The following is a 16,439-nucleotide window of genomic DNA, read 5'->3' as shown; positions in this document are numbered from 1 at the left end:
CCCGCAGAATTAAGTCGGCGCGGCCGGAGCCACGGATATGGATTACACACTCGCCATCGACGGGGTCGACACGACGATTCCGGGCGGGACCGGCCTGCTTCTTCTCCACCCCAGCATCGGCGAGACGGACCGCATCGACACGGACTTCCTGAAGACGGACACCGACAACTTCCTCGTCGTCTCCACGCGAACGACGGCCCGCGAAGTCGAGCAGAAACTGGAGCACTACGACGTCGACGAGTCGCGCGCTGACATCCTCGACACCATCTCCGTCGAGCGCGGCTACTCCCGGCGCTCGTCGGACCACCTCCACTACGTCGCCGCCCCCGACGACCTCGACGGCATCGTGGCGCAGGTCGAGTCGTTCCTCGCCGGCCACGAGGGGAAGCGCCGCGTCAGCGTCGACTCGCTCACCGAAATGGCGTACTACGCCGACGTCGACGGGACGTACGACGCCGCCGAAGCCATCCTGGCGCTGCTCGACGGGCACGACGCCGTCGGCCTGTTCCACCTGTCGAAGGAGGTCCACGACGACGAGACGATTCAGCGGTTCCGCGACCTGTTCGGGAACGTCATCGACCTCGACGAGGACGGCGAAGCCACCGTCGACCTGGTGTAGCGTCGTCGACGCCAGTCAGTCAGCGGTCAGTCTTTGTTGTCGGTCCTCGTCGCTCTTCGTCGCTCTTCATCACTCTTCGCCGGTCACCGGCCAATCCCGTCAGTATCGTGGTCCTGCGTCGGTTTCGTCCGTTTCGTCAGTCTTCCGTGAGCGCCGCGAACGTCTTCTCCGCCCACTGGACGGCGTACGGCGCGCCGTGTTCGCGGTAGGCCGCGGTGTCGAGCGCCGCGAACGGCGCCGGCAGGTCGAGGTCGTGTTTCACGGCGGCGCAGGCGTACTCGGTGGCGGCCGCGAAGTCGGTGCGGCCGCGCGCGACGTCCCGCGGCAGGTCGTCGAGCCGGCCGGTCAGGCGGTCGCCGGCGTCGACCCAGGCGTCGTACAGGTCGGGGTGCGGCTCCGCCCACGCCGCGAACTCCTCGCGGGTGTGGAGGCCGACCCAGGCGTCGAACAGCGCCGCCGCGAGCTGGTAGACGTCGGCGGGGCCGAGCGGGACGACGGCGTCGAGTTCGCGGTACTGGTCGCCGAAGAACGGCAGGAAGTGCTCGGGGACGCCGACGCCGATTTCGACGAACGCCTCCGCGAGCAGGAACTCGAGGAAGTCGGCCGGCGTGGTTTCGGCGCGCTTCTTCGCGATGACGGTCGGCGGTGCGGTCTGGTCGGTCCAGACGACGGTGCCGTCGCCGGGCATCCCGACGGTGAAGTCGCTGCCGGCGTACCGCCGGAGCGCCTGCGGCGCGTCGTCCGGCAGCCACTCCGTGGGGTACGCCGCGGGGTCGAGCGAGTCGACGAGCAGCCCGAGGTCCTCGGCGGCGGCCGGGGGAAGCGTCTCGAAGTCCGACTCCGCGTCGAGGACGACGCAGTCGGGGGCGTACGCGGCGCGGACGTCCCGGAGCCGCGACGGCAGGTCCCGTCGCTCGAACATCCCCTATCCGAGCGCGAGCGCCAGCACCATGCCGACCGCGAGGAGCCCGGACACGCCGACAACGCTGAGGACGATCTTCGTCGCCTTACTCATGCGAACACGTGGCGAGGCGTCCGGCATAAAGCCTTCAGTTCGGCGGCGTGCGCCGCGCCCCGACGGCGACGCGGCCGGCCGGTTCACAGACCGCGGGCCCACTTGGCACGGAGAACGGACGGTTCCCAGCACGGAGGACGGACGGTTCCACCCGAAACGGAGGCGTTCAGTCGCTCGCCGGCTCGGTGCCGACGTCGGCTTCGCGGGCCACGCGCTTCCAGGCGTCGCTCCAGTACCGCGCGAGGTTGACGCCGGCGCGGGTGTAGAAGTCGCCGACGATGGCGGCGAACACGGCGAGCAGCCCGAGCCCCATCCCGGGGAGCGGCACCGACACCGGCGACAGCCCGACGAACTGCGAGGCGGGGCCGGCGAACAGCGTGAGGGCGTAGCCGGCCGGCAGCGCCAACACCGCGATTGGGAGCCTGACCACGTACGTCGCGAGCAGCGCGCCGTACAGCGGCCACCGGGTGTCGCCGGCGCCCCGCAGCGCGCCGCGCATCGTCCGCGAGACGGCGAAGCCGGCGACGCCGAGCCCGAACACGCGGACGAACACGACCGTCATCCCGACGTCGTCCGGGTTGAACGCGGCGGCGACGGGCCGCGCGACGACGAACAGCGCCGCGCCGATGAGCAGCTGCGTGACGAGCGCGAGCCGCAGCGTCTGCCAGCCGTACTCGTCCGCCGTCTCGTCGTCGCCGGCGCCGATTGACTGGCCGACCAGCGTCGACGACGCCGTCGCGTACCCCCACGCCGGCATCAGCGCCAGCAGCATGATGCGGCGGGCGATGGCGTACGACGCGACGACGTTCGTCCCGAGGACGCCGAGGATGAACAGGAACGGGAACCGGCCGAACGTCCGCGACAGCCGCGTCCCGGCAAGCGGCAGACTCACCCTGACCAGTTCGCGCGCCAGCGACGTGTCCCACTGCTTCCCGCCGACCGGGAACCGGACCGAGTAGTCACCGGAGAGCAGCGCCCACGCGAATATCGCGGCGGCGAGCGTGTTCGCGGCGGTCGTCCCCCAGGCGGCGCCGGCGATGCCGAGCTCCGGGAACGGGCCGACCCCGAAGATGAGCACGGCGTTCAGCCCGATGTTGGTGGGGAGCGTCAACAGCCGGACGTACATCGGCGTCCGGGTGTCGCCGGAGCCGGCGAGCGCCCGCGCCGCGATCATCGACCAGAACCGGAACGCCACCGAGTACATCACGATTCGGAGGTACGTCCCGCCGTACCGCCGGGTCACCGCGTCGTTCGTGAGCACGCCGACGAGTTCCTCCGCGAAGAAGAACGTGAACACCGTGATGGGGACGGAGACGAGCAGCGCGAGCCACAGCGACTGCTTGATGGCGAAGTTCGCCTCCGCGTCGTCGCCGGCGCCCTTCAGCCGGGAGACGACGCTGATGGTGCCGGAGGTGAGCGCGAGCGCCAGCCCGAACGGGATGAAGTAGTACTGGAAGCCGAATTCCAGCCCGGCGACCGCGGCGCTGCCGGCGTAGACGCCGACCATCAGGAAGTCGGCGACCCGGAGCAGCGTCCGCATCCCGCCGGTGATCATGACGGGAATCGCGAGGTCGAACGCGTCCCGCCCCTTCTCGCGGTCGACGAGGCCGAGCGAGGCCAGCACCGCCGGGAACAGGAGGAGCGTCTCGCGAATCCGCGCCCGCAACGAGGACAGCATTCACCGGAACTGCGTGCGTCGCTTTCAAGGGCGTGTCGGAACCGGTGGACTGGGTACGCGAACCGAAACCGACCAAGGCGAACCGAGGAGGAAGGGAGTCAGAAACCGGGGTGCTGAGGAGTCAGAAACCGGGAAGCCGGAGACCAGATGTCGGGTGCTGGAGAGTCGAGAGTGGGGGTTCGGGAGGCGGGTCGTCGACCGCGTCAGTCGTCGTGCGGGCCCCAGGACTCGGGCATCTCGATGACGTACCGGCCGTCCTCGCGGAGCGAGATGATGTACTCTTCGCGGTCGTACAGCTCCATGAGGTTCAGTTCGTACTGGCCGGGGTTGACGATGCGGATGGACTCGAACTGGTCGTTGAGCTTCTGTCGAAGCGCGTCGAGGTTCGGGTCGGACGACTCCTCGGCCGCGGCGTCGTCCGCCGCGTCGGCCGCTGCGGCGCGGTCGGCGTCCGCGTCGGCGGCGGCGTCGGCGAGTTCGTCCTCGGAGACGACTTCCGACCGCGCCTCGGCTTGCGCGCCGTTCTCGGAGCCGGCGCCGACCTGGTCGGCCGCGCCGGCGGGCGCTCCGCCGCCGAGGTCCGGGTCGCCAGCGGCGTCAGCGCCGGCAGCGGCGTCGGCGTCGACGGCGCCCTCCGGCCGGAACTGGAACTTGTTGCCGCCGCACTCCGGGCAGCCCGACAGCATCTCCTTGGAGCCGTCGGCGAACGTCCGGCCGCAGTTTGTACACTGGTGGGGCATGCTACTTGCGCGAGACGAGCGCGCTGATGAGGTTCTCGTCTTTGTGGAGCGTCTCGATCTGGTTCGCCGGGCCGATGACGGTGAGCTTCTTCGCGGTCTGCTCTTTGCCGAGGATGCGGCCGACGAGTCCGCCGCTGCCGCCGGACTCGTTTTTCGGGTACGTCTCGATTTCGATGCCGGAGAAGTCGTCCGGGCTGATCTCGGTCATCGTGACCTCGATGAGCTTCGACTCCTCCTCGGGGCTGAGCCCCTCCTCCAGGACGACGATGTCGCCGTCGCGGACGGAGTCGAGGATGAGCCGAATCTTCTCCATCGACGTGAGCCCGTCCATGCGGGCGCCGCTGATCAGGTCGATACGGACGCCGTCGTCGCCGTCTGGTGTGGTTGCTTCGGGCATGGTTAGGCGAAGTACTCCGCGATCTTCTCGTACACCTCGTCCATGTTGTTGCCCTCGAGGGCGGACAGCGGGACGGTTTCGTGCTGCGGGAAGGCGTCCGAGATGCGTTTCACGTCGGAGTCGTCCAGGTCGGTCTTGTTCGCGAAGATGAGCACCGGCAGGTCCTGGCTCTCGATGATGCCGATGAGCATCGTGTTCACCTGCGTGAACGGGTCCTCGGTGGAGTCGAGGACGTAGATGACGCCGTCGACGTCCTCGCGGAGCCAGTGCATGGCCTCGGCGACGCCTTCGGTCGCCTCGCGGGACCGCTTGACGGCGTCGTCTTTGTCCATGTCGTGGTCGAGGAACTCCTTGTAGTCGACCTTCGTCGTCACGCCGGGCGTGTCGACGATGTCGATGGTGACGGTCTTCCCGTTCCGCTCGATGGTGACGTTCTCCTTCCTGCGGGCGCGCCGCGTCTCGTGCGGGATGTGACTCTCCGGACCGACGGCGTCGCCGGTCCAGTCGCGAGCGATCCGGTTGGCGAGCGTCGTCTTCCCGGCGTTCGGCGGACCGTAGATGCCGATTCGTTTGGGCTCGTCGTCGGCGAACAGCCGATCCGTCGCCCGTGAGATGCTGTCTCTGAGATTTGTGAGTAGACCCATTCTGACCTCCTCCCCCTTGTTCCGCGCGAGGGCGTTACCGCACCAAGCCGGGCGCGACACTTAAGGACTACGTCAGACGGGCACTGGACGGCTCGTTGGTCGCTGTACGGACCGATATCGCGGGAACTCGGCGTCTGGACGGCGGCGGTGACGGGCCCTACACAGCGCCGGTCGACCGAGCCAAAATCGGCAGCAAGCGACCCGATCGACCGACAGCAAGCCGTCCGGTGAGCCTAGTGGAACGACCTCGGTGGAACGCTTGAGAGTTCACGGATTCGTCGGTGAGTGTCGGAGCAGTCGAGAGAACTCGGGAAGTCGGGGGATTCTGGAGTGAGTCAGTGGCGTCGGCCGGGAAGGTTGGCCGATAGGCGGGAGGTGCGGCTGACGAGGAGGGTGGTGACGTCCTCCATCGTCGGGTGTCGTGAATGGGAACCCGCCCCCACACCCCCTCGTTTCAGGTGGAACGGTCCTCGGTTGTGGGCGGTCGAGCCAGCTGACACCATTACCTCACAGCACAACACCAGAAAACAACCGTTTTCGCTAGTCGTTCGGGTATGGTTGTGTTGGTTGGGGCATAAAGGTACCGCTGACTAGATGGGGCCGTCCCCCACCCGCCCGTGTTGACTGTTGCACCCGAAACGAAGGGGTGGGGGGGTTCCAGCGGTTAAGAGAAACCGACGGCCGTCCCCCGAACCGCGACCGGGTACCTCCCCCTCGTTTCTAGTCGACTAGACGTTCCACACGCCGACGGCACCGCCACCGATTCGACCTGTTCACCCTTCGTTTCCCGTCTAGGACCCCTGACCCTGACTTCCAGTCTAGCGGCGACGCCCGGCTCCACGTGCCTCCATCGTCATCCCTCTCGCACGAGTCAAACCGACTCGATAGCCGCCTTGAAGCCTCTCTCATCTATTTTCTCGTGAATCACTGCGATTTCTGTATGTGGCTGATATAACCGTGACTACGGACTGGTCAGTTCGCCCAGCAGATCAGACAGCTCGATACGTGGCGGTCCGGGCGAGAGACGTCCGCTAGGTGGCCTAGAAGATCGAAATTCGTACTAGTAGACAATTAGTCTGAACGGGCGAAAATCCGGGCTATGCAGTTGAAACTAAGGTCTTGTCGAGCACGGTGTCAGCAGTCCGGTAGTGGCCACCTCCTACCACGACACCGAGGCCAGCCGGAATCGGTCGGGACGCCGACTCAGCGGACGTCGGAGCCGCCTCACCGTGCTCGACGTCGTTCGATTCGGTCAGACGCGAGGTGAATCATCCGGCGAAGAGCAAGGTTTTTGTTCCCCCTCTTCGTCCGGTTCGTCTGCATCATCTGGACGCCGCACGCAACGGCTTCACGCCGGATTCTTCCGTATATACCCGGCTGACGCCGAATTCTCCGGGGTATCCCGGGCGCGTTCCAGTTGAAATGGAGGGGTGACTGTACGTGACGAGAAACCAACCATCGGACGACGCCCGCGCGGTCGACGACGCGGCTGACGGCGACGACGACGGCGACGCGGACGACGCCGTCGACGCCGTCCCCGCGGACAGCGACACCGTCGACGACGCCGCTCGCGACCGACAGCGCGCCACGTCCGGGACGGACGCGGAATCGAACGAACCGCCGGCCAGCGAGGGGATGGCCGGCGACACCAGCGACGGCACAGACCGCCGTGGCCCCGCCGCCGCCGACGCCGCCGACGGCGCTACCGCCGCCAGCGACGCCGAATCGGCGCCGGTCACGGACCCGGGGAGCGACGCGGAAACCGGCGGTGCGGACGTCCGTGACGACGCTCCACCTGAAGTGGAGGCGGACGACGGGGCGGTCGACGAGGCCGACCCGGCCGGGACCCCGGCCGAAACCTCGGCCGACACGTCGACCGGCAGCTCAGCCGACACCTCGCTTGACGGCGACGCCGTCGGCGGCGACGACGCCGCCGGGAGCTTCGAGTTCGGCTCTCGCGCACGCACGGAGACGGAGGTCGACCTCGACGTCGACGAGGTGCTCGGCGAGGACGACGACGACGAGGACAGCACCGGGCTGTTCGACGACCTGCTCTCGGGCGAACCCATCTTCGAGAACAAGGAGGTGTTGCGGCCGAGTTACACGCCGCACGAACTCCCGCACCGGAACGACCAGATCAACAAGATGGCGACCATCCTCGTCTCCGCGCTGCGCGGCGAGACGCCGTCGAACATCCTCATCTACGGGAAGACCGGGACCGGGAAGACCGCCTCCGCGAAGTTCGTCTCCCAGGAGCTCGAATCCACCTCCCAGAAGTACGACGTCCCCTGCGAGGTCGAGTACATCAACTGCGAGGTGACCGACACGCAGTACCGCGTGCTCGCACAGCTCGCGAACAAGTTCATCGAGAAGAACCAGACCCTCATCGACGACCGGCTCGACGAACTCCGCGACCTCCGGTCGCGAGCGACCGAGGACCCGGCCGCCATCGCCGGCACCGAGTTCGACGCCGTCGCCGCCCTCGACGACCGCATCGCCGACCTCGAAGACGACCGCGAGGAGATGGAGGAGGTGCCGATGACCGGGTGGCCGACCGACCGCGTCTACTCGACGTTCTTCGACGCCGTCGACTACCACGAGCGCGTCGTCGTCATCATGCTCGACGAGATCGACAAGCTCGTCGAGAAGTCCGGTGACGACACGCTGTACAACCTCTCGCGGATGAACTCGGAGCTGGAGAACTCCCGCATCTCCATCATGGGCATCTCGAACGACCTGAAGTTCACCGACTTCCTCGACCCCCGCGTCAAGTCGAGCCTCGGCGAGGAGGAGATCGTCTTCCCGCCGTACGACGCGAACCAGCTCCGCGACATCCTCCAGCACCGCTCGGACACGGCGTTCAAGGCGGACGCGCTCACCGAGGACGTCATCCCGCTGTGCGCCGCCTTCGCCGCGCAGGAGCACGGCGACGCCCGCCGCGCGCTGGACCTGCTGCGGACGGCCGGCGAACTCGCCGAGCGGTCACAGGCCGACCTCGTCGAGGAGTCGCACGTCCGGCAGGCGCAGGACAAGATCGAACTGGACCGCGTCGTGGAGGTCGTCCGGACGCTCCCGACGCAGAGCAAAATCGTGCTGTTCAGCATCATCCTGCTGGAGAAGAACGGCGTCCACAACGTCAACACCGGCGAGGTGTTCAACATCTACAAGCGGCTCTGTGAGGAGATCGACGCGGACGTCCTCACCCAGCGGCGCGTCACCGACCTCATCTCCGAACTCGACATGCTCGGCATCGTCAACGCCGTCGTCGTCTCGAAGGGCCGCTACGGCCGCACCAAGGAGATCAGCCTCTCCGTCCCCATCGACGAGACCGAAGCCGTCCTGCTTTCGGACTCCCGGCTCGGCGACATCGAGGACGCACAGCCGTTCGTCCAGGCCCGGTTCGACAACTGAACTGCGGCTGACCGCAACTGACCGGACAACACCCCTCTATTTCCCCTGGACTACCCGGCTATTGCTGTTGCTTTTCCGCCAGAACTGGTTCCAGGTGAAACGGTGGCGTTCGCGGACTCCGTCGACACCGGGCCGGCGGTGGCGCCTGCGGCTACGTCCACCGGAACCGACGGGGCTACGCCCGTCGGAATCGTCGGCGTGGAGGCGGCGCCCGAGAACAGCAGCCGCACCCAGCCGAGGTACGGGATGCGGACGCGGGCGACGCCGCGAATCCACTCGGTCTTCACGGGCGGCGCGAGGCCGTTCGCCTGGTCGTACATGTCGTTGTGGTCGCCTTTCGTGATGAAGCCCGCGTGCGGCGCCGGGCAGTACGCGATTTCCGCACAGGAGTCGCCGGCGAGGTAGGCCGGATTCGCGCGGTCGTACCAGTTCTCACCCCGGTCGACGTGGAGCCGGGCACGGTGGATGATGGGCGCCCCGACCCGGTCGGGCGGCATGTAGACGACGACGGAGCCGTACGACCCGAACGTGGTGTAGTTGTGCTCCGCTGCGATGTCGTACGGGACGACGCCGGTCTCGTCGTAGGCGTACTCCGGCGAGAACCGGTCGGGCTGGGTGATGAACACGAGGTCGCCCTTCTGCATGTGCGGCTGCATACTGCCGGATTCGACGGCGACCATCGGCGGCCACACGCCGGAAACCGCGAACAGGAGCATGCCGACGAGGACGACGGCGAGCGCGGAGGAGAGCACCTCGCGAACGAACATCAGCGGCCCCGACTTCGCCGTGAGAAACCGCCTCAGCGGGCCCGGCGACGGAGGGCTGTCGTCGCTCATTGCACCGTCGTACCCGGGCGCCGGTGTTGAACCTTCTGCTACGGGGGCCCCGCCGACACCGACACCGACACCGACGCCGACATCGACGGCGATACCGGTGCCGTCGACGATACCGGGTCGCCGGTGACGTCGAGACGGCGTCCGGCGAACCCCGGGTTCGCTACGCTTTTCCGCGCTGCCGCCCCACGTCGCGGCGTGCCACTGGAGACGCCCTCCCGGGTCGTGCAGGCGCTCGCGGGCCGCGGCTACAACGCCGAACGGGAGGCCGTCACGCTCATCTCGGAGGCGGAGGCGCCCGCGCTCGCGCTGGAGGCGGCCGTCGAGGCCGCCCCGGACGACACGCTCGTTCTCACCACCGAGCACGTCCGCGAGGCGCTCGAAACCGCGCCCGTCCCGGACCCGGACGCGGTCACGCCGGACGACGCCGCGGCGGCCGAACCGGCGCCGACGACGGCGGAGACGCCGTCCGCAGTCCCCGGCGGACAGGGCGACCCGACCCCTTCCGTTTCGACTGGAACAGGCGTCGAGACCTCGGGAAGTACCGACGCGAGCGCCGCTGACGACGCTCCACGTGAAACAGGGGGGTCGTCCCGCGTCGGGTCACGGTCGCCGCCGCCGGCGGACGTCGCGAACGACGTCACCGGCCAGTCCACGGGGACAGGCGAGTACGACGAGTTCGTGGAGGTGTTCCGCGACCGGTACGAACGGCTCGCCTCCCAGCTCCGCGGCCGCGTGAACCACCGGCCCGCCGACACCATCGAGGCGATGGGCGGCGGCGCCGACGTGGAACTCATCGGGCTCGTCAACGACATCCGGTCGACCGCGTCGGGCCACTGGCTCGTCGAACTCGAAGACACCACCGGGACGTTCCCGTGTCTCGTGATGAAAGACCGCGACATCGCCGACCTCGTCGACGAACTGCTGCTCGACGAGTGCATCGCGGTGTCCGGGACGCTCGCCGACGACGCCGGCATCGTGTTCGTCGACGCCATCCACTTCCCGGACGTCCCGCGGACCCACCGGCCGTCGACCGCCGACCGCCACGTCCAGGCGGCGCTCATCTCGGACGTCCACGTCGGCTCACAGGAGTTCATGGCCGACGCGTGGTCGTCGTTCGCCGACTGGCTGTACACCGAGGAGGCCGAAGCCGTCGAGTACCTGCTCATCGCCGGCGACATGGTGGAGGGCGTCGGCGTCTACCCCGACCAGGACGAGGAGCTCGACATCATCGACATCTACGACCAGTACGAGGCGTTCGCGGAGTACCTGAAGGAGGTGCCGGGCGACCTGGAAATCGTGATGATTCCGGGGAACCACGACGCCGTCAGGCTCGCGGAGCCACAGCCCGGCTTCGACGAGGAGCTCCGGGACATCATGTCGGTGCACGACCCGCAGATCACCGGGAATCCGTCGCTCGTCACGGTCGAGGGCGTCAAAGTCCTGATGTACCACGGCGTCTCGCTCGACGAGGTCATCGCCGAACTCCCCGAGGAGAAGGCGAGCTACGACGAGCCGCACAAGGCGATGTATCAGCTCCTGAAAAAGCGGCACGTCGCGCCGCAGTTCGGCGGCCACACACGCGTCGCCCCCGAGGAGAAGGACTACCTCGTGATGGACGAGGTGCCGGACGTGTTCCACACCGGCCACGTCCACAAGCTCGGCTGGGGGAAGTACCACAACGTCCTCGCGGTCAACTCCGGCTGCTGGCAGGAGCAGACCGCGTTCCAGAAGTCCGTCAACATCGACCCGGACGCCGGCTACGCCCCGATTCTCGACCTCGACACGCTCGACATGACGGTCCGGAAGTTCAGCTGACCCGGGCGGGGCGACGGAGCCTGAGCCCGGACCCAAGAGGGGTCGCAGTGCCGGACGCGACGCTGCCGGTCCGGTCGGCCGTCAGTCCCGCTCGATTCGGTATCGGGTCGTCGGCTTCCCCTCGAACCGCGGGCCGGCACCGACCGCGTCGAACCCCGCTTCCGCCGCGGCGTCCCGCAGCGTCGACTCGTCGTCGACGAGTAGCAGCTCCACCGGCATGTCCTCGGCGGCGGCGAACCGCATCGGCTCTTCGAGCAGGCGTTTGCAGGCGTCGGCGGTGCCGCCGAGCCCGGTGACGTGGACGACGCCGTCGCGGACGTCGAACGCGACGAACCCGCGGAGGTCGGCCGGGTCGGCGTCGTTGTCCTCGTTCGGGTCGGTCGGCGGCTCGTCGACGGCGGCGACGCGGACCGTTCGGTCGTGGACGACGTCACGCATCGCTTCGGCCGGGGCGTCGGCGATGGCGGCGATGTGGTCGGCGTCCGCCTCGACCGCGTCACGGACGTGCATACCTCGGTCTGCGGCCGAGACGACGTAAAACCCGCGGACAGTCGGGTGGGGCGGACCGAAACGGCGACAGCGATGGCGTCGCGGACGGTCGGAGCCGCGACGCTTACGTGCCGCGCCGCGGACCGACGACCATGAGCGTCCGCGAGGAGTTCGACGCCTGGGCCGCGCAGGGCCGCGACAGAGGGATGGAGGAGCGCCACTGGCACACCGCCAAGCACGCGCTCGCCCGGATGCCCGTCGAGGCCGGCGACACTGTCGTCGACCTCGGCACCGGAAGCGGCTACGCGCTCCGCGCGCTCGCCGAGACGAAAGGAATCGGCCGCGGCTACGGCCTCGACGGCGCCCCGGAGATGGCGCGGAACGCCCGTCAGTACACGCTCGACGCCGACCCGGACGCGGACGTCGGCTTCGTCGTCGGCGACTTCGGGTCGCTGCCGTTCGCCGCCGACGCCGTCGACCACGTCTTCTCGATGGAGGCGTTCTACTACAGCGACGACCCCGCGGAGACGCTCGCGGAAGTCGCCCGCGTCCTCCGCCCCGGCGGGACGCTCTACTGCGCCGTGAACTACTACGAGGAGAACGTCCACAGCCACGGCTGGCAGGACGACATCTCCGTCGAGATGACGCGGTGGGACGCCGACCGGTACCGCGAGGCGTTCCGCGACGCCGGCCTCCACGTCGCCGAGCAGGACAACATCCCGGACCGCGACGTCGACGTCCCGCCGGCGTCGGCGTTCCCGACCGACGGCTGGGACTCCCGCGAGGAGATGGTGGAGCGCTACCGGACGTACGGGACGCTGCTCACCGTCGGCGTCGCCCCCTGACCGGCGGCGACGGACGACGGACCGCCGAACGTTTCAGAGCGCCCCGCCCCCGCCGCCGCCTCCGCCGTCCCCGTCGCCCCCCAGTCCGCCGCCGACGCGTTCGATGACGAGGAACGACGCGGCGGTGACGACGAGCAGCACCGTCCCCATCGCGGTCGCCGGGCCGAGCCGCCGGCCGATGAACCGCTCGACGGCGACGGGCATCGTGTAGGCGCCGCCGCCCTCCGCGAGCACGACGGTCGCGTCGAACTCGCCGATGCTGATGGCGAACGCGAAGGCGGCGCCGGCGACGACGCCCGGCCAGACGAGCGGCAGTTCGACGTCGACGACCGCGCGGAGCCGCGAGGCGCCGAGTGCGCGCGCGGACTCGACGAGCGACCGGTCGAGCCGGCCGAGCTGCGGCGCGACGTTCCGGACGACGAACGGGTAGGCGGCGACGCCGTGCGCGGCGACGATGGCGACGGGGCCGGCGACCGAGATTCGGTAGCCGAACAGCGTGACGCCGAACACGAGCCCGCGGAGCAGCCCGAGGCCGACGACGATGCCGGACACCGCGAGCGGCGCCATCGACAGCGCGTCGACGGCCCACCGTCCGCGGAACCGCCGGGTCGTCACGACGGCCATCGCGACGCCGGTCGGCAGCGCCACCACCAGCGTCCCGACGCCGAACAGCAGCGAGTTCTTCACCGCCGGCAGCGGCTTCACCTGGAACTGGCCGCCGGACACCTGCCGCTGCAGCAGGAACCGGTAGGCGTCCAGCGTCACCTGCCCGTCGACGGTGAGGCTGCCGTACACCATGCTGGCGAGCGGCGCGAGGAACACCGCGGCGACGACGACCGCGTAGCCGGCGACGGCGACCCGAACCGCGGCCCGCTTCGGCGTCCACGACGCCGGAAGCAGCGGGCGACGGGGCTGCTGTCGGGCGTTCCGGTGCTGGCTGGTCGTCGCCTGCTCGTACCGCAGATACAGCGCCGTCAGCGTCAGCGACACCCCGGACTCCAGCGTCGCCAGCGCGGCCGCCTCGTGGTAGTCGAGCTGCTGGACCGCCGCGTAGACGAACACCTCGACCGTCGCGTACCGGGCGCCGCCGAGCGCGAGCACGATGGGGAACGAGGCGAACGTGAACACGAACGTCAGCGTCGCCCCCATCAACACCGCCGGCAGCAACTGCGGGGCGACCACGTCGCGGAACGCCCGCCGCGGCGACGCGCCGAGCGCCCGCGCGGTCTCGACGGCGGAGGCGTCCACCTGCTCCCACGACGCCGCGACGACGCGGGTGACGAGCGGCGCGTTGTAGAAGGCGTGCGCGACGACGATGGCGGTGAGCGACGGCAGCAGGTTCAGCCGCGGCAGGCCGATCGCCGCGAGCGCCGCGTTCAGCGTCCCGGACGCGCCGAACGTCGCGTAGAAGCCGACGGCGACCATCACCGACGGGAGGATGAACGGGAGGATGGTGAGCGACCGCAGCGTCCGGCGGCCGCGGAACTCGAACCGGGCCAGCACCCACGCGCCCGGCAGCCCGAGCGCCACCGAGGCGACCGTCGACAGCAGCGCCTGCCACGCCGTAAACCCGAACAGGCCAAGCGTCTGCAGCGTCCACAGCGCCGCGAGCGGGTCCGCGAGCATCGTCCCGGCGAGGTAGCCGGCGAAGCCGACGGGGTCGGCGAGCAGCCGGCCGACCCAGCCCAGGTAGAACTCGCTGGTCAGCACCGCCGCGAGCGGCGCCGCCGTGAGCTCGCCGTCCACGACGACGGCGTCGACGAGCACCGTCGCGACCGGGTAGTAGAACAGCGCCACCAGCAGCAGCGCCGTCGCCGCGGCGAGCAGCGGCAGCGCCCGGCTGCGGAGTCGACTGCCGAGCCCGCGACTCATCGCCGTGCCTCGCCGGCGGAGGCGACGCAGCCGGCGCAGGCGACACGTCGGGCGGGCGCGCCGGTCAGTTCGAGGCGAACTGTTTCGCCCACTGGTCCGTCCATCGCGTGACGTTCCCTTTCAGCTCCTGGTAGGAGAACTCCACGGGCTCCGGCGGCACCTTCGCGTACTTGCTGTAGTCCTCCGGGAGCGGCGCGTCCGTGATGGCCGGGATGGAGACGTTGCGTTTGGCGATGCCGACCTGGATTTCGGGGCGCAGCACGAACTCCATGAACTTCCGAGCGAGCTCCGGGGCGTCGCTGCTGCGGAACCGCGCCATCCCCTCGGAGCTCCCGTACGCCTGGTCGTTCAAGAACCGAATCTGGTGTTTCTGCATGTTCTGGTCGTACCGGTTCGCGTACACCTGGTCGGTGGAGTACGACGTCACCATCGGCGCTTCGCCGCTGGTGTACGCGGAGTAGCTGTCCGACCAGTTGCCGAGCACCTGCACGCCGTTCTGCTTCAACTGCTCCCAGTAGTCGAGGTAGCCGTCCTCGCCGTACCGCTTGACGGTGTGCAGCATGAACCGCTTCCCGGTGACCGCCGACGTCGGGTTCTGCGTGATAAGGTCGCCTTCGAACGCCGGCTTCGTCAGTTCGTCGAACGTCTCGGGTGCGACGAACTCGCCGCCCTCCTTGGTGGCGTTCCAGACGAGGCTGACGTAGCTCGTGTCGAACGGGACGGCCCGGTCTTTCGGGTCGAACCAGAGGTTCTCCTTGATTCGGCTCGCGCCGTCGAGTTCGGGGTACTCGGTGAACAGCGGCTTCGTGAACTGGCCCGTGCCGCGCTTCTCGTCCGCCCGGATGAGCGCGTTCACGTCCAGGCCGATGTAGACGTCCGCCTCGAAGTCGACGCCCTGCGCGGCGCGTTCGATGTAGTAGTTCAACTCGTTCTGCGGCGTCTTGTACACGAGCGTCGCGTCGAACTCGTCTTCGAACCGCCGTTTCAGCCACGCGCCGGGGCTAGAACTCGGCGCGTTCGTGAACGCCGGGTACGACGTGACGACGAGCGTGTTCGCCGTCGCGGGCGTCGGCTCGCCGGTGGTGGTTCCGGCGCCGCCGGGCGTGTCGCTCGTCGGCGTCTCGGTGTCGACTTTCTGGGCCTGACAGCCGGCGAGCAGCGCGGCGCCCGTCGCGCCCGCCGCCGTCAGGAACTGTCGCCTGCTCCGTGTCATTACTGGGTGGTCGCACTCGATAATATTTAACCTCGGTGATTATCTCCCGGTGGTCACGGGCCGGCGGTGCCGGGCGGGTGGCGCTCGCAGGTGCCGTCGAGACAGCGGACGCCGGACGCCGTCTCGAACAGCGGGAGGCCGCACTCGCAGGTGCCAGCGAACTCGCCGGCCGGAATCGAGAACGCCGTCTCGCAGTCCGGGTAGCCGTCACAGCCGAGAAACAGCCGGCCGCGGTGCCGGCGGACGCGGAGGTCGCGGCCGCAGTCCGGGCAGTCGAACCGGCGGTCGAGCGCGTCGCGGACGGCGTCGTTCAGCGACTCGCAGGCGACGTCGACACACAGTTCGAACACGTCGCCGCGGGCGACCCGCATCGTCGGCAGCCCGCAGTCCGGGCAGGCCTCGTCGGTGACCGTCGCGCCCGCGGGGAGACCGTAGCGGTCGTCACAGCCGAGACAGACGACGTCGCCGCCGGCGCGGACCAGCGCGGCGCCGCAGTCCGGGCAGTCTCCGACCGGCGTTCCGGCGTCCGTCACCGGGAACGCGACGCGCCTCCCGGCGTCGTGCGACTGCACGCGGAGCGTCCGCTCGCCGTCGCGGGCGGTCACGGCGAAGCCGTCGTCGTCCGCCTCGACGGTCACCGAGTCGGGCCGCGTGAGCCACGTCACCGGCTGGTAGCCGCCGCGGTCGTGGACCAGGACGGTCTTGTCGGGCTTCACGACCACGACGACGTGGCCGCGCTGGAGGAGGCCGTCGCCGGGCGAGTCGAACCGGGTGGTGCAGTCGCCGGCGAGGACGCGGAGGGTCGCTGGCATGGCGACGATGCCCTCGGCTTCCTATTTGGAGTCTCGGACCGCCGAGCCGTGAC

Annotated in this window: 15 protein-coding genes; 4 read left to right on the top strand and 11 right to left on the bottom strand. The window is 69.2% G+C overall.

Annotated elements, in window-relative coordinates:
* Nucleotides 1-37 precede the first annotated feature (37 nt).
* A complete protein-coding gene (locus ACQUST_RS00145) occupies nucleotides 38-619 on the top strand; it encodes a DUF7090 family protein (RefSeq protein WP_435123707.1) in 582 nt (193 codons plus the stop codon).
* Nucleotides 620-755: 136 nt separating this feature from the next.
* Here ACQUST_RS00145 and ACQUST_RS00140 read toward each other — a convergent pair whose 3' ends face one another.
* From ACQUST_RS00140 to ACQUST_RS00115, 6 genes are all read right to left on the bottom strand, one after another.
* The gene (locus ACQUST_RS00140; protein WP_435123705.1) at nucleotides 756-1,541 is read right to left on the bottom strand and encodes a DUF7089 family protein; all 786 of its coding nucleotides are present in this window, start codon (nucleotides 1,539-1,541) and stop codon (nucleotides 756-758) included.
* Between the two features lie 3 nt (nucleotides 1,542-1,544).
* On the bottom strand, nucleotides 1,545-1,634 hold the full coding sequence (locus tag ACQUST_RS00135; RefSeq protein WP_435123704.1) for a hypothetical protein: 90 nt from the start codon (nucleotides 1,632-1,634) through the stop codon (nucleotides 1,545-1,547).
* 166 nt (nucleotides 1,635-1,800) lie between these two features.
* On the bottom strand, nucleotides 1,801-3,312 hold the full coding sequence (locus ACQUST_RS00130) for an MATE family efflux transporter (RefSeq protein ID WP_435123702.1): 1,512 nt from the start codon (nucleotides 3,310-3,312) through the stop codon (nucleotides 1,801-1,803).
* Between the two features lie 203 nt (nucleotides 3,313-3,515).
* On the bottom strand, nucleotides 3,516-4,052 hold the full coding sequence (locus ACQUST_RS00125; RefSeq protein ID WP_435123700.1) for an OapC/ArvC family zinc-ribbon domain-containing protein: 537 nt from the start codon (nucleotides 4,050-4,052) through the stop codon (nucleotides 3,516-3,518).
* A 1-nt stretch (nucleotide 4,053) separates the two neighbouring features.
* Nucleotides 4,054-4,449: a DUF2073 domain-containing protein gene (locus ACQUST_RS00120; protein WP_435123698.1), complete on the bottom strand. Its 396-nt coding sequence runs from the start codon at nucleotides 4,447-4,449 to the stop codon at nucleotides 4,054-4,056.
* Nucleotides 4,450-4,451: 2 nt separating this feature from the next.
* Complete coding sequence (locus ACQUST_RS00115) at nucleotides 4,452-5,093, bottom strand: Era-like GTP-binding protein (protein ID WP_435123696.1); 642 nt, start codon at nucleotides 5,091-5,093, stop codon at nucleotides 4,452-4,454.
* 1,635 nt (nucleotides 5,094-6,728) lie between these two features.
* On the opposite strand from ACQUST_RS00115, the gene ACQUST_RS00110 reads away from it, so the two are divergent.
* The gene (locus ACQUST_RS00110; protein WP_435126048.1) at nucleotides 6,729-8,504 is read left to right on the top strand and encodes a Cdc6/Cdc18 family protein; all 1,776 of its coding nucleotides are present in this window, start codon (nucleotides 6,729-6,731) and stop codon (nucleotides 8,502-8,504) included.
* A 50-nt stretch (nucleotides 8,505-8,554) separates the two neighbouring features.
* Here ACQUST_RS00110 and ACQUST_RS00105 read toward each other — a convergent pair whose 3' ends face one another.
* Entirely contained in the window at nucleotides 8,555-9,340 is a 786-nt protein-coding gene (locus tag ACQUST_RS00105) for a S26 family signal peptidase (protein ID WP_435123694.1), read from the bottom strand.
* Nucleotides 9,341-9,535: 195 nt separating this feature from the next.
* Here ACQUST_RS00105 and ACQUST_RS00100 point away from each other — a divergent pair, with 195 nt between their 5' ends.
* Nucleotides 9,536-11,155: a DNA-directed DNA polymerase II small subunit gene (locus tag ACQUST_RS00100; RefSeq protein WP_435123693.1), complete on the top strand. Its 1,620-nt coding sequence runs from the start codon at nucleotides 9,536-9,538 to the stop codon at nucleotides 11,153-11,155.
* A gap of 81 nt (nucleotides 11,156-11,236) precedes the next feature.
* Here the strand turns inward: ACQUST_RS00100 and ACQUST_RS00095 are convergent, their stop codons facing one another.
* Nucleotides 11,237-11,665: a hypothetical protein gene (locus tag ACQUST_RS00095; protein ID WP_435123691.1), complete on the bottom strand. Its 429-nt coding sequence runs from the start codon at nucleotides 11,663-11,665 to the stop codon at nucleotides 11,237-11,239.
* 131 nt (nucleotides 11,666-11,796) lie between these two features.
* Between ACQUST_RS00095 and ACQUST_RS00090 the strand changes: the two genes are divergently transcribed.
* Nucleotides 11,797-12,489, top strand: coding sequence for a class I SAM-dependent methyltransferase (locus tag ACQUST_RS00090; RefSeq protein WP_435123689.1), 693 nt, complete (start codon nucleotides 11,797-11,799; stop codon nucleotides 12,487-12,489).
* Nucleotides 12,490-12,522: 33 nt separating this feature from the next.
* Here the strand turns inward: ACQUST_RS00090 and ACQUST_RS00085 are convergent, their stop codons facing one another.
* The 3 genes from ACQUST_RS00085 to ACQUST_RS00075 all read right to left on the bottom strand — a co-directional run bounded on the left by ACQUST_RS00085 (nucleotide 12,523) and on the right by ACQUST_RS00075 (nucleotide 16,386).
* A complete protein-coding gene (locus ACQUST_RS00085; protein ID WP_435123687.1) occupies nucleotides 12,523-14,361 on the bottom strand; it encodes an ABC transporter permease in 1,839 nt (612 codons plus the stop codon).
* Nucleotides 14,362-14,425: 64 nt separating this feature from the next.
* Complete coding sequence (locus tag ACQUST_RS00080) at nucleotides 14,426-15,574, bottom strand: thiamine ABC transporter substrate-binding protein (RefSeq protein WP_435123685.1); 1,149 nt, start codon at nucleotides 15,572-15,574, stop codon at nucleotides 14,426-14,428.
* Between the two features lie 53 nt (nucleotides 15,575-15,627).
* Entirely contained in the window at nucleotides 15,628-16,386 is a 759-nt protein-coding gene (locus ACQUST_RS00075) for a topoisomerase DNA-binding C4 zinc finger domain-containing protein (RefSeq protein WP_435123684.1), read from the bottom strand.
* Nucleotides 16,387-16,439 lie beyond the last annotated feature (53 nt).

It is taken from the genome of Halobaculum sp. D14 (genome assembly GCF_051195135.1).
In the GTDB taxonomy this organism is placed as follows: Archaea; Halobacteriota; Halobacteria; order Halobacteriales; family Haloferacaceae; genus JBNTKA01.
The sequence above is the reverse complement of the archived record's forward strand: the minus strand, read 5'-3'. Positions and strand labels throughout refer to the sequence as shown.

What these genes read in the sequence shown, in the direction of transcription:
- ACQUST_RS00120 (WP_435123698.1), bottom strand. Translation starts at nt 4,449, where the DNA reads ATGCCCGAAGCAACCACACCAGACGGCGACGACGGCGTCCGTATCGAC.
- ACQUST_RS00105 (WP_435123694.1), bottom strand. Translation starts at nt 9,340, where the DNA reads ATGAGCGACGACAGCCCTCCGTCGCCGGGCCCGCTGAGGCGGTTTCTC.
- ACQUST_RS00085 (WP_435123687.1), bottom strand. Translation starts at nt 14,361, where the DNA reads ATGAGTCGCGGGCTCGGCAGTCGACTCCGCAGCCGGGCGCTGCCGCTG.
- ACQUST_RS00140 (WP_435123705.1), bottom strand. Translation starts at nt 1,541, where the DNA reads ATGTTCGAGCGACGGGACCTGCCGTCGCGGCTCCGGGACGTCCGCGCC.
- ACQUST_RS00080 (WP_435123685.1), bottom strand. Translation starts at nt 15,574, where the DNA reads ATGACACGGAGCAGGCGACAGTTCCTGACGGCGGCGGGCGCGACGGGC.
- ACQUST_RS00095 (WP_435123691.1), bottom strand. Translation starts at nt 11,665, where the DNA reads ATGCACGTCCGTGACGCGGTCGAGGCGGACGCCGACCACATCGCCGCC.
- ACQUST_RS00145 (WP_435123707.1), top strand. Translation starts at nt 38, where the DNA reads ATGGATTACACACTCGCCATCGACGGGGTCGACACGACGATTCCGGGC.
- ACQUST_RS00075 (WP_435123684.1), bottom strand. Translation starts at nt 16,386, where the DNA reads ATGCCAGCGACCCTCCGCGTCCTCGCCGGCGACTGCACCACCCGGTTC.
- ACQUST_RS00125 (WP_435123700.1), bottom strand. Translation starts at nt 4,052, where the DNA reads ATGCCCCACCAGTGTACAAACTGCGGCCGGACGTTCGCCGACGGCTCC.
- ACQUST_RS00115 (WP_435123696.1), bottom strand. Translation starts at nt 5,093, where the DNA reads ATGGGTCTACTCACAAATCTCAGAGACAGCATCTCACGGGCGACGGAT.
- ACQUST_RS00130 (WP_435123702.1), bottom strand. Translation starts at nt 3,312, where the DNA reads ATGCTGTCCTCGTTGCGGGCGCGGATTCGCGAGACGCTCCTCCTGTTC.
- ACQUST_RS00110 (WP_435126048.1), top strand. Translation starts at nt 6,729, where the DNA reads ATGGCCGGCGACACCAGCGACGGCACAGACCGCCGTGGCCCCGCCGCC.
- ACQUST_RS00135 (WP_435123704.1), bottom strand. Translation starts at nt 1,634, where the DNA reads ATGAGTAAGGCGACGAAGATCGTCCTCAGCGTTGTCGGCGTGTCCGGG.
- ACQUST_RS00090 (WP_435123689.1), top strand. Translation starts at nt 11,797, where the DNA reads ATGAGCGTCCGCGAGGAGTTCGACGCCTGGGCCGCGCAGGGCCGCGAC.